The sequence below is a fragment of the Anaerobium acetethylicum genome, assembly GCF_900096945.1.
GTDB classification, from domain to species: domain Bacteria; phylum Bacillota; class Clostridia; order Lachnospirales; family Lachnospiraceae; genus Anaerobium; species Anaerobium acetethylicum.
Window position 1 is genome coordinate 89,886 of the sequence record NZ_FMKA01000007.1, and the last position, 13,100, is coordinate 102,985.

General features: G+C 47.1%; 9 protein-coding genes. 3 read left to right on the forward strand and 6 right to left on the reverse strand.

Features of this window, described 5'->3' with window-relative positions; all coding sequences use genetic code 11:
• Positions 1–2 precede the first annotated feature (2 nt).
• From BJR36_RS08175 to BJR36_RS08195, 5 genes are all read right to left on the reverse strand, one after another.
• Positions 3–2,210: a glycoside hydrolase family 2 protein gene (locus tag BJR36_RS08175; RefSeq protein WP_091232593.1), complete on the reverse strand. Its 2,208-nt coding sequence runs from the start codon at positions 2,208–2,210 to the stop codon at positions 3–5.
• 154 nt (positions 2,211–2,364) lie between these two features.
• A complete protein-coding gene (locus tag BJR36_RS08180) occupies positions 2,365–3,876 on the reverse strand; it encodes an MFS transporter (protein ID WP_091232596.1) in 1,512 nt (503 codons plus the stop codon).
• A gap of 179 nt (positions 3,877–4,055) precedes the next feature.
• Positions 4,056–5,363 carry a glycoside hydrolase family 1 protein gene (locus BJR36_RS08185; protein ID WP_091232599.1) on the reverse strand — a complete coding sequence of 436 codons (1,308 nt, stop codon included), beginning with the start codon at positions 5,361–5,363 and terminating at the stop codon, positions 4,056–4,058.
• A 13-nt stretch (positions 5,364–5,376) separates the two neighbouring features.
• Positions 5,377–7,908 carry a family 78 glycoside hydrolase catalytic domain gene (locus BJR36_RS08190; RefSeq protein WP_091232602.1) on the reverse strand — a complete coding sequence of 844 codons (2,532 nt, stop codon included), beginning with the start codon at positions 7,906–7,908 and terminating at the stop codon, positions 5,377–5,379.
• Between the two features lie 230 nt (positions 7,909–8,138).
• Entirely contained in the window at positions 8,139–8,927 is a 789-nt protein-coding gene (locus BJR36_RS08195; protein WP_091232604.1) for an SDR family NAD(P)-dependent oxidoreductase, read from the reverse strand.
• 196 nt (positions 8,928–9,123) lie between these two features.
• Here BJR36_RS08195 and BJR36_RS08200 point away from each other — a divergent pair, with 196 nt between their 5' ends.
• The 3 genes from BJR36_RS08200 to BJR36_RS08210 all read left to right on the forward strand — a co-directional run bounded on the left by BJR36_RS08200 (position 9,124) and on the right by BJR36_RS08210 (position 11,858).
• Positions 9,124–10,284 carry a sensor histidine kinase gene (locus BJR36_RS08200; protein ID WP_207648835.1) on the forward strand — a complete coding sequence of 387 codons (1,161 nt, stop codon included), beginning with the start codon at positions 9,124–9,126 and terminating at the stop codon, positions 10,282–10,284.
• 18 nt (positions 10,285–10,302) lie between these two features.
• Complete coding sequence (locus BJR36_RS08205) at positions 10,303–10,938, forward strand: response regulator (RefSeq protein ID WP_091232606.1); 636 nt, start codon at positions 10,303–10,305, stop codon at positions 10,936–10,938.
• A gap of 209 nt (positions 10,939–11,147) precedes the next feature.
• Positions 11,148–11,858 (forward strand): SDR family NAD(P)-dependent oxidoreductase, encoded by a 711-nt coding sequence (locus BJR36_RS08210; RefSeq protein WP_091232608.1) that lies wholly within the window; start codon positions 11,148–11,150, stop codon positions 11,856–11,858.
• Positions 11,859–11,878: 20 nt separating this feature from the next.
• Here BJR36_RS08210 and BJR36_RS08215 read toward each other — a convergent pair whose 3' ends face one another.
• Positions 11,879–13,090, reverse strand: coding sequence for a helix-turn-helix domain-containing protein (locus BJR36_RS08215; RefSeq protein WP_091232609.1), 1,212 nt, complete (start codon positions 13,088–13,090; stop codon positions 11,879–11,881).
• Positions 13,091–13,100 lie beyond the last annotated feature (10 nt).

Sequence of the window (13,100 nt, forward strand, 5' to 3'; positions counted from 1 at the left end):
CCTCAGCTTGTCTTCCTTATCCCCTGCAGAACCCTGTTGATCTGTTTCACGCTCTCTTCATCGCTCCCGCCCTGCTTGAGAAGGCTGATCAATGTGATCCGGTTCATCATCCGCTGCAATGCAGGATTGTCCTTGACTGCATCAGCAACATCCCCGCGGCTCTGTGCCGCATGAGCCATCATCTGATTGACAACGGACCCGGCTTCCGGATTGGAGCGGATATCGCCTAAGGTATCAGAAACAGAGTAGCATCCAGGATCAAATTCATCCGCGTCAAACCAGTTGAGGACAGGTGCTGTCTTTATGAAAAGATAATCGGGATTCTGCTCCAGGACATGACGTATTTGTATACGGTCTGAGCATGACCCGGATTTTGCCTCGATTATATGGGTTCCGCTAATCGGCACCTGGAATCTGAATACTGTTTTTCCGCTCTGGGTGCCAAAATGCTTTCCATCAACGAAAAGATCCACCTGGGACTGATTCGAATATACCTTTATTTCCGTCAGATCTTCCGTGCGGCCAACGTAGCGGCGTCCGCATACATGTACAAAGTTTTCGGTTTTATTCCATGCCGCCTTGTAAAGATAAAAGGCATCCTTCTTGATTTTACGGTCAAAGGTCACAAGGCCTTTCTGATTTTCTCCATGTTTTCCACCCTCATCCCTGCCGTCGGCAGCGAAGTCAAACAGATTCCATACATGGGTTGCCCAAAGCCACGGGCGTTCCTCGATCATATTCAGCATGTGCTCATGATAGACTGCCTGATAGGATTCCGTATAGTCCCCGCGTTCCGGTGCGGCCGACTGATATTGCGGGTTCGCATCGGCGCCATACTCGGAAAAGCCGATGCAGCGGTCCGGATATTTTGCATGATATTCATCAAAGAACTCATCATTCTGTTCCAGCTCGCCGAGATACCATCCAAAATAGAGGTTATAGCTGTTAATATCAGGGATTTCCAGGATCGGATTTTCAATCTCAAGCATGAACACATTTGCCATCGTGGTGGGGCGCATCTGGTCCAGCCTGTGGCAGATCTCATTTAAGAGTCGGTGGTTTTCAATCAGATCTTCATTCACGGCACTTGCCGCAGTAATTTCATTGGAAAGCCCCCAGACGAAAATGGAGGGATGATGATAGTTCTGAACCACAAGCTCCTCCATCTGGGATAAGGTGTTCGCGCGGCCTGACTTCATATGCATGGTGATGTACGGGATTTCTGCCCATACCACAATACCGTTTTCATCGCACAGATCATAAAATTCCTGGGAATGCTGGTAGTGTGCCAGGCGGAGGGTCGTGGCCCCCAGTTCCCTGATGATCTCCATATCCAGTTTCTGCAACTCAGGCGTCAGCGCATTGCCTGCACCCTTGAAGTCCTGATGGCGCGATACGCCCCGAAGCAGATAGCTGCGTCCGTTTAAAAAGAATCCCTTTTGAGGATCGATTTCAAAATGACGGCAGCCAAAACGCGTACTTACAGAGTCGCCGCTTTCCAGGGATGCCGTTGCTGTATACAGGAAGGGATCATCGATACCATCCCAGAGATGCACCTGTTCAATGGTGAATATCGCCCTGGCATAACCGTTTTCCACCGCCGACTCTTTCACTTCATCGCATACCGTAAATACGGCCCTGTCAGCCGGACCGCTTATCCAGGCTTCCACCGTGACCTCTGCCGTTTTCTTTTCCAGATCAACAACAGGCGTCACCTTGATTCCAGGCGTTCCGCAATAGTCCAGCGCAAAATGGCTTTCCGGAACAATAATCAGATTGACCGGGCGGTAAAGTCCGCCATAAAAAGTGAAATCCGCTTTTTGCGGGTATACGGTATCATTATCCCCATTATCCAGAGAAACAGCAAGCTGGTTCATTTCCTTTAAAGAATCCGTAAGGTCGACACGGAAAGCAGAATAGCCGCCTTCGTGGCGAGCCAGTTTTTCTCCATTTAAAAATACCTCCGCAGTCATTGCTGCGCCGAGAAATTCCAGGTAAACCCGTTCAGCAGGATCCGTTTCCGGCCTCGCAAACTCTTTTGCATACCAGCAGAGTCCCCTGTGGTAGTCGTTTCCGCCATCCTGCCCGTCAACAGCATTCCATGTGTGGGGCAGCGCGACGGCTTCCCCGGCAGAATGGACCGCATCCATTGCATCGGACGCATGTTTTACAAATATCCAGTTGTCATTAAAAGATGAAATATTCCTCATATCAGTTTCCTTTCCTTAATAAAATACCCTAAGCCCGGCTGCACATCCCATGGGGAGTATGCCCTGTGAGATGACAAAAGGCACTTGCCTTCACAATTACAGCAGGTGCCTTTTGAAATAAATGGCGGAACTGTCCAGTAGTCCTGAATAGTTACTAAAGCGCCAGTTCAGCTTCCGCCTTTGCAACGGCTTCCTTTGCAGCAGCTTCCTTTGCAGCAGCCTTTTTTTCTGCAATCCGTTTCTGCACTTCAACCATTTCCGCTTTGTCCAGTTTGCAGAACTTCATCGCAATCAGCGTGCAGATCCATCCAAGAATCGGAAATCCGAACATAATGATCATCGTCACCCAGAAGATCTGCGGTGTACTTGCATCACCAGGCTGCGGCATGGTGGACGTATAGCCAATCAACGCAACGGAACCGGCAGCAATTGCAGCACTGGCAGATGATACGAGCTTGTCTATAAAACTGTATGTGCCTGTCACGACTGCCGGGATGTAACGCCCGCTTCGGTCAAGCTCAAAATCAATGATATCTGCCATAAAAGCAGTATTTGCCGTCGTAACGCACATTTTTGCACCGTTTAACAGCAGTGTCAAAACGATATAGATGCCAGTCATAACACCCATGTTCGCAATCTGGCGCGGGTCAATCATGACAAAGAACGCGAACATGATAACAGCCAGAACAATGCTGTATTTCGTCCAATTTATAATCGCTACCTTATTGCCGTGCTTTCCGGCATAGCGTGCACCAAAAACAGCAAACAGAATGGATGGAAGCATGCCTGCGACACCTAAAATAGTTGCAAGTCCCATGTTTCCAATGATGATTCCCGCCAGCATCGTTACAATAATGGACTGTGCAGCAGTCTGCTGTGCAATCTTGTCTGACGAAGCCGATATGATATAGCTTTGAAGCGGGCGGTTGCCTTTTAATACTTCAAACATATCCTTAAGCTTGAGCGGATTTTTCTCTTTTCTCAATCCCTGGAAGTTTTCCGGCTTGTCGAAAGGCGTAACTCCGATGCACACAAGGATCAGACCGATAAATGCAATTACAAGACAGATCTTGCAGGCCAGCGCCAGAAAAACAATGTTATAGGATCCGCCCGCCCTCGGCAACAGCACGACATTCAGTACAATACTTAAGGACATAGGAATCAGGTAATTGAAAGCAGTTGACCATACACCCAGCGTCGGGCGCTGTTTTGGATCGTTTGTCAAAAGCGGTGGAATCGTCTGAGCCGTCATATTTACCATTGTGTATCCAATGACATAGATGACATATAATCCGGCAAATCCGACAAGACCCAGGCCCTTTCCGGGAGCCCATACAAACATGCCCAACAGGGCCAATGCTTCAATCAGGAAGCCAGATATCATGAGTATTCGTATTTTCCCAAACCGGGTATTGACCCTGTCATAGACAAACGCCAATAATGGGTCGGTTATTCCATCAAAGATACGCGTTGCAGTAAGGACAATACCGATGACTGCAGTAGTGATTCCGAACCCGATGCTTGCACTGTAGCTTGCAAGATTAATTAACGAGTAGACGCTCATGCCGATGAATGCATTGCATGCATACAGGATGATCTGCCAAAGCTTTGCACGCCGGTATTCAACACCATCAATTTCACTCTGACTAGGTTTCTTATTGACCATAAAAAAGTCCTCCAATTCGTTTTATTATCAAGAGCTTTCCTCTTGATACAAGTATATAGGATTTCAGAAAATGATACGTTTGAAAAATACGCAATTTGTTTGTAATTTCATTTCGTTTTTCCACAATCGCAAAAAACAGAACATATTAGTGAATCGGATAACATACCTCTGATTCAGCCTTATTGCCTCCAGCTTCCAAGATACTCCAGACTCTCTTTTGGCATACGGGTCTGCGTTGCCCTGTCAACGGCAATCAGCCCGAACGTCATGGAATAGCCCTTCTGCCATTCAAAATTATCCAGCAGACTCCAGTAGCAGTAGCCCTTTACAGGGATTCCATCCCTGATGCAATTGGATACGCCATCCAATGCCTTTTCGATAAAGGCAACACGGCGCTCATCATCCGCGACGGCAATGCCGTTTTCAGTAACGATCAGATCCCCCTTGAAGCTGGCAGCTGCCTTGCGAATGATATGTTCCAATGCCTCCGGGTAAAATTCGTAGTTCATCTGCGTCATTTCACAGCCGTCTGGATATGGGAGGGCACCGTCTGCGCCAAAAAGAGAACGGGTGTAATTTTGTACGCCTAAGAAATCATCCTCCATAATATATGGGAGATAGTGGGTAAATTCCTCCTCCCACTCTTTTTCCGCAAAACGTTCTCCGCCCGCTTCCACAACCTGCATATCATGCAGGCTTAGCGTAAGCCCCACATGCAGGTGCGGACAGAGTTCTTTCAGCACGGCCTTTGCCGCCTGGTGCACTCTCATAATCAGGATATCGCCCTCCGCTGTACGCATGGAAGTGAAATTATCCACTTTTTCTACCCCGAATATTTTTTTGTTCTCTTCGAGGACAGCCTTCTGGTTATCCATCATTTTCTGCAGATTAATGCCCATCTGAACAGCTCCGTCTGTGCTGTCTGCGCCCGCATCAGCCTGGTTTTTTGACATCTGGGCCATCATCTGGCGCTTGTACCGCTCTCCTATGGCTGCAATCTGCAGACCGATGTTGGCTTCATTGATGGTGCATACATAATTCATTTCACTGCCAAGCTTGGCAGCCACGTAATGGGTGTAACGGGCAAAATCGTCGATTATGCTCTCTGCCTCCCATCCGCCTTTACGGATGACCCATATGGGACTGGAAAAATGATGGAGCGTGACAACAGGCTCAAGGCCGTACTTTCTGCAGCATCTGATCACGTCCCGGTAGTGTTCGATTTCCTGATCGTCGCAGACGCCTTCAGATGGTTCGATTCTCGCCCACTCCAGCGAAAATCGGTATGCGTTGAGGCCTGCCTTTGCCATAAGCCTTATATCTTCCTCGTAACGGTTGTAATGATCTACTGCATCGAGAGATGGTTCTGTATAGCAGGTATTCTCCATGTGTTCCATTGCCCAGCAATCGCTGTTTGTGTTATTTCCCTCTACCTGGTGAGCAGCAGTTGCTGCACCAAGCAGAAAATCGCTTGAAAATTTTCTCATAAATTATCTCCTTTTAAAATATATAGCTGCCTGCTGACAGCTTTTCCTGTCTGCCATCCGGCAAAATCACGTTTGCTGTTACATTTGAAGGTATGGTAATTTCATAAGTGATCTGCTCACCTTCATATCTCCATCCACTTGTAAGTTCACCCAGCGGGGATTCATAGACTGCTTTGGCATATGCAAGCTGCCTGCAGGGCTGGGGCGCAATGGTCACTTCCTCTTTATTTACTTTGATTCCGCACACCCCGCTAAAGAGCCAGCCACTGACCGCTCCGTAGGAATAATGATTCAGGGATGCCTTCACTTCACCTTTTTCATTGATTCCGTCCCAGTTTTCCCAAATCGTTGTTGCTCCTTTTTTCACTGCATAAAGCCAGCCCGGCATGGTGTCCTGCAGCAATAATTTGTAGGCCGTTTCCACAAATCCGTAGTCAGCCAGCACGCTGCACAGAGAAGGCGTCGACAGGAATCCCGTATTGAGATGATAGCCATTCTCGATTACCATCTGGTTCAGGTCCTTTGCCGCTTCCTGTGCCTCTTCCCTGGATAAAAGTCCGAATGAGATGGCCCGGACATATTCAGCCTGGCGGTCTGACTTGATTTTCCCATTTTCCGTTGCCACCAGGTGAAACGCTTTTGATGCATGTTCGGCAATTGTCCTGTAATGAGCAGCATCCTCTGTCTTCCCTAAAATCTCTGCAATCTCTGCCAGGAGTTTTCCCGAATAGGCATAATAGGCAGTCGCCACTTTGTATTGTGGCTTTGCCATTGCCATCATTCCGTTTACATCCGGCTCGCACCACTCGCCATAATCGACGCCGGTCTCGATGGTATAGGATGCATAAGGATTCTCTTTCTCTATGACGCTTTTCTCGCCTTTTTGTCTGGCACGCCCTTCCAGAAAGCCATACCATTTTTTCATCATCCCGTAATTTTCTTTTAAAATCCGGACATCTCCGTCCCTCTTATACAGGGCATAAGGAACAATGATTGACGCATCGCCCCAGCCTACAGAACCAGCCAGCATCTCGGTGAATTTTGTGGGCAAATTGTTTTTCGGGGCAATGTTCGCCACCTTGCCATCATCGTACTGGTTCAGCCTGCACTCCGCCAGCCATTTGCGGATGACGGGATAGCAATCCTCCAGATAAATGCCGGCGTCCACAAACACTCCCATGTCTCCGGTCCATGCAGCCCTCTCTCTTGTGGGGCAATCTGTGGGCACATCGCAGAAATTGGATTTCAGGCTCCATCTGCTGTTGCTTACCAGCTGGTTCACGTCCTGATCGGAACACTCGAACCAGCCGTTCTGCTTCATTTCTGAATATACTGCAATGGAAGTAAACGCTGCATTGGACAGATCCATGTCTGTCTCTGCCTTTGCATAGCGAAATCCCCATATTGTAAACTTTGATTTATAATGATTCAGGCCTTCCTTCGCGGTAAACCTGACCTGCTGCTTTGTCCCGCCCTCCTTATGCCTGCTGCGGTCCTGGAAATTTTCTGCCGTGAAATTGCCGTTTTCATCCAGGGATTCTCCATGTGTCAGAACAATGGTATCTCCTTCACGGGCATACAGCGTAAATTCAATATACCCTGCCAGATTCTGCCCATAATCAATGACTGTTTCGCCATTTGGCGTGATGATGATTCTGCCCTGGAAACGTTCCGCTTCTACAATAGGAACAGAATCGGATGCAGCGAGGGTTTCAGTGCCAAACTCCTCCACTTTCACCTCATGCCAGTTTTCCGGCGTCTCCATACGGGCATCATATACTTCGCCCTGCTGCATATCGTTCTCCCGGATTGGCCCGTCCTGGCTGGCCAGCCAGTTTTCATCAGACACGCATACGGGAACACCGTCTATCTCCAGCTGGAAAAATAATGCGATATCCTCTCCGTATAAATTCCGGTCTCCGTCAACACCTGAACAGCTCCTATACCATCCGTCACCCAGGATGACCATAGCCTCATTGTTTCCTTCCCTGACCAAATCTGTGACATCATAGGTCTGACAGGTTATTTTTTTATCATAGGTACTGGTGCCTGGTGCCAGAACGAATTCGCCAACACGCTTGCCGTTGAGGAACGCTTCATACAATCCGTGACAGGTAATATAGAGCCTCGCACTCTGGCCGGCTGGTGCCTGAAAAGCAGTTTTCAGATAACTGGCCGGCTTATGTATCTCCGGATCACAGGTAAGTTCAGGATTGATCCATTTTGCAGTAAACTGTGCCTTATCCAGAATCCCCATTTCAAAGGCAGCCTCTTCGCTCCATTCTCCCGCTTCGTCCCGTTCATCCCAGAGCCTGACACGCCATGAAACCTTCTGCCTGCTCTCTGTTTCTGCACCAAAAACTGCATGCATCTGACGGGTCTGCACTTTTTTGCTGTTCCAGATCACCGCACCATTTGATACAGCCTCAATTTCATAGGCACTCTGGGTAATTCCCTCTTTGCAGTTCCAGGATAAACAGGGATTTGAAACATCAATGCCCATGGGGTTCCTCATATGATCGGTTTTCAGATTGATTGCTATCATACTTCCATTTTCCTCATGCTTTCCATATTCTTTGTTGCTGCGTAACTGTTCAGCAGGCCTGAATCGTTATGCTCCTGTTTTGTATTATACCGGAAGTTCTTCGTTCCTGTGTTTGATAATTCGTGTTTATAATTTATAATTCGTGCTTGTTTTTTGCGATTCATGTTCCTCTTTGATTATACGTCAACTTTCTGATATCAACCCGATTATCTTCTCAACAATGAAGATGCCTATTTTTTCCACTGCATCAGATTTCTTGCTCCGGCAGATAATGCGCCATCGACCGGAATCGACGCGCCGCTTATATAGCGCGCCATATCAGATGCCAGGAACAGGGCAAGGTTTGCGCAGTCTTCCGGCGTCCCCATCCGACCAGCAGGACAGCAGCTGCTGAAATACTGCATCGCCTCCTTAGGCGCATTCCCAAAGATCGGCGTCATGATATATCCTGGACAGATTGCATTCACCGTAAGATTGTGTGGCGCATATTCAATAGCAGCCGATTTCGTTATTCCGACAACACCATGCTTTGTTGCAGTGTAGAGGCTTTGTCCTGACTGGGGCACCAGCCCGGCAACTGAGGCAATGTTAATGATAAATCCGCCATCCGACCCGGACTTCAGTATTGCCTCAGATGCAAATTTCATGGCAGAAAAAACACTCTTCAGATTCAGCGAAAGTATATTCTCACATTCTGCAATACTGTATTCATGAAGCGGGAACCCGCCAAGGCCAATCCCTGCGTTGTTGACGATTCCGTCCAGTCTTCCGAAACGCTCCGTTGCAGACTTCACCAGCCGTTCTATGCTTTCAGAATCCCCCACATCAGTGTGGCAGAAAACAGATTCACCGCCGTTCTCATTGATCAGATCCACAGTTTCTTCACCCTTTGAACTATTTATATCAGCACATACCACTTTCATCCCGTGCCTGCCATAGTTTACTGCAATCGCTTTGCCTATTCCGCTGCCTCCGCCTGTTACAATTACCACTTTATCTCTCACGCTTTCAAAATCCATCATAGACCTCCCTGATTCGTTATCCTCATGTTATTGTAGCTTTATTCAGACCGCTTCACTATTGTACTTTTGGGAAACGGATGCATTTAAGAGAAAAAACACAAAAACGAAAACATAATAGCGAATAAGAACACATGCAGATCCGGGGACTATGCTAAAATAAATGGTAAATAGATCAGGAAGGTTGGCTGATGCCATGAAAATCAAAAAAGACATTCTGGCGCCTGAATTGCCGGTCGTGGGCGCCGTTCTCATTGTCTACACCGCAACTATTTTTTTCCAGGACAGGGCGAATTGGAATCTGAATTCAATTTTAGGATTTTCTTTCCTCATCGTGCTGCATGCTGCCTTATATCTCTGCCGAAAGGTGCTTTTCAAAAACCGGCTTGGCATCTACTTTTTTGTACAGGGGATTTTGATTTTTCTATTATCACTGGTTATTAAGGAACTTTATCAGGCGGCATATTTAGGCCTGATCCCTTTAATCATTTCTCAATGCATTCATCTGCTGAAGGATCGAATAAAAATCATGTCTGCAGTGCTTTATTATTATGGAATTTACATGTTCACAGGCATTCTGTTTGACGGACTGCGAAATGGATTATACGCGCTTTCACTTTTGATGCTGATCTCATCCGCAATGCTGGCCTACGGATATTTTTACACAAGACAATTGCAGGCTCACGAGAAGACGCAGAGTCTGCTGTATGAATTGGAATCGGCCTATGATAAGCTTGAAGCCATGACCAGAGAAGCGGAAAGACAGAAGCTCGCCAGGGACCTGCACGACACGTTGTCTCAGGGTCTTGCAGGCGTTCTTATGAAATTAGAGGCTTCAGAAGTTCACCTCGAAAACGGAAATCTGGAAAAAAGCAGAGAAATCATCAGAAGCACCACCCGGCAGGTTCGCTGCAATCTGAACGAGGCACGGGCGATCATACAGGATTTACGGCTGTGCCGGGAGGATTCCAAAAATCTAAGAACTGCAATCGATCAGGAAATCGAATATTTTAAAAACGAGACGCAGCTTCTGATTGCCGGCAATTGCAGCGGCGAACTATCTGTTAACACCACACTCTGCAAAAATGTTCTGTACATTGTCAGGGAAGTACTGGTCAATATTAAGAAGCACGCAAAAGCCTCAAAAGTATTGATCAATATTACTTTGGAAGCTGACAGGATCTATATGCGCATTGAAGACAACGGGATTGGATTTGCCTGTTCCCGTCCAGGAACCTCTTACGGACATTACGGCCTGATCGGCCTGAAGGAAAGAGCCAAAGCCATACATGGAGAACTCACGATTGAAAGCCATGCAAAATGCGGGACCTGCATTACACTGATCGTCCCGGTATAGGAGAAAAGAGGGAGCACGATGGAACAATACAGGATTTTGATTGTCGACGATCATCCCATTGTCAGGGAAGGTCTGAAATTAATATTTGAAACAGAGAAGAGCATTATCATCGAAGACGAGGCATCGAACGGCGCTGAAGCACTTGCTCTGGTTCTTGCTGAAACGAACAAATTTGACTTGATCCTTTTAGATATCAGCATGCCGGTCATGGATGGGATTACGTTTCTTGAACAGCTGAAAGATCGTGGAATCAGCATCAACACAATGGTTCTTACAACATCGGATGATGCTGACGATATCCAGGCGGCACTCCAGGCAGGCGCAAAAAGCGTCCTGTTAAAAGATGCCGCAAGGAAGGAGATGATTCAGACTGTCCTGCGGACTGCAAAAGGCGAATCCGTCCTGCAGCCTGAACTTCAGCATATCCTGCAGGCAAAAAGGAAGCTGCAACAGGACTCTCTGCTTACTCCAAAGGAACTGTCTGTTCTTGGCAGGATCGTAAAGGGATCAGCAAGCAAAGAAATCGCTTTGGATATGGGCATCTCCGAAAGAACCGTCAAAGCGCATTTGTCCAGTATCTATCAGAAGCTGGATGTTGGTTCCAGGGCTGAAGCAGTTGCATGTGCAATCGTGAGGAAACTTGTGACTTATTGATTAAATCAAATGACAGCTGTTCTGAATAGTCACATATAATGTGATTGAATCAAATAACAGCTGTTCTGAATAGTTACATAAAATGGATTGCCCAAACGTACAATAGATAGAAAAGCAGTCATCCGGTACAATATGTCTATCTGAATGATAAACTATGAAAAAGAAGGTAACTGTTCAGTGGTCCTGAATCGTTACAAAAGGAGATTGCAATGGAATTAAACAACAAAGTGGTAGTGGTTACCGGCGGCGGTAACGGCGTAGGCAGGGAACTAGTATTGGCGCTGCTGAATAAGGGCGCAAAGGTGGCTGCGCTGGATGTAAATGTCGAGGGCCTGAACACGACCTTTGCGCTTTCAGGCAAAAACAAAAGCATGTCGATTCATCAGACGGACATCTCATCCGAAGAAAACGTGATCCAGGTAGTCGATGAAATAAAGGCATATCATGGCTGTGTCGATGTGGTGATCAACAATGCAGGCATTATACAGCCGTTTATCCCGGTCAGCGAGATCGACATGGATATCGTCCAAAAAGTGATGCAGGTGAGCATGGGCGGCTTTTTCCCATTTCCGGGGCAGAGCATCTATGGCGCATCAAAAGCGGCCGTAAAGCTGTTGACAGAAGCCTTGTACGCGGAGCTGTCCGGTACCAGCATAGGAGTTACTTCCGTAATTCCGGGAGGCATTGCAACGAATATCTTAAACAATTCAAACATTACAACCGAATCGAACAATATGAGTGCAAAAGGAACCAGTCTTCTGCTGACGCCCAAAAACGCAGCCGATCTGATCATCGCAGGAATCGAAAAAGATAAATTCCGGATATTCATCGGAAAAGATGCAAATCTGCTGAATATCATGTACAAATTCAGCCCTAAGTTTGCAATCAGGCTGTTAGGGAAATATATGAGCATTCAATAGCGGCTGAACATCCTTTTCTGCTAATGCTTATAGAATTTATCCCTGTACTCGCTTGGGGATAATCCCGTTTCTTTCTGGAAACAGGAATAAAAATAGCTCCTGTTTCCAAAGGAAAGCTCATTGCTGATATCCAGGATGCTCATCTGCGTGCCTGACAGGAGAAGCTTGGCCTCCTCGATTTTTTTATGGCGGATATATTCATTGATATTTTGTCCCGTCTCCTGTTTAAACTTATGAGACAGATAATACTCTGTATAGCCCGCACGAAGGGCCAGCTCCGAAAGCGTTATTTTTTCAGTCACATGGATTGATATATAATCGCAGATATCCTGGATCTGCCCGGACACATCGGAAGACTCTTTTGACTGACGCACACGCTGCACGTAATCTTCGAGCATTTTCCGGCCGACAGAAGTGGTTTCAGAGATATTGCGGCACTCTTCGATCAGTTTGGCATAATAGTCATGGAGGGAATACGAGATAGAAGGCGAGAGGCCTCCCTCTATACTGGCCCTGGAACACAGGACCAGAAGCACATGAACATTATTCTTGTGCTGCCTCAGACTGTCTCCGAATTCAGCCCTGACACCGCTGCTCAGGTTCCTGCTTTTTTCAAGCTCCTTTTTATAATTTGGATTCCCTTCCCGTATCATCGCCAATAAATTCTGCTCACTGATCCAGATTCCGCGATGCTCCTCCGAGATCAGTCTGATCTCATCCGATTCCTGATCCTCCCCGGTTGTCTTAAAGCAGACGCAGTCCATGGAAATCTGTTCTTCCGTGATGCAATAGTGAAGCATAACAGCAAACTGAAGCAGCGTATTTGACGGGATGATCGGAACATCATCCACCTGCCTGAAAATCTGCGACCGCAGTTGAACCGAAAGATTATAGGCGTCCAGCTTCTTTTTGATAAAAAGATGCGAATTTTTCCCGGTGAATGCCGGACCGATCACATGAATCCGGTGCAGCGCGCCAGACCTGAATTCAAATGCCGCAATCCAGATCAGCCCCAGCTCCGTATCCAGTATCAGCGGATACGGATTCTCATTGCCCGCATGTGCAAGAAGCATGGATGAAAAATCAAGCATCGTGATCATATCGCTCGCAATCAGTTCCGACGGGCAGTTTGTATCCAGAAGGTTGACCTTTTCATCATATGTCCACAAATAGACCCTGTAGTTGCAGCTGATAAGCCCCTGAAAGAAGGATAGCCGTTCATCAATATTCATATGGGTGACT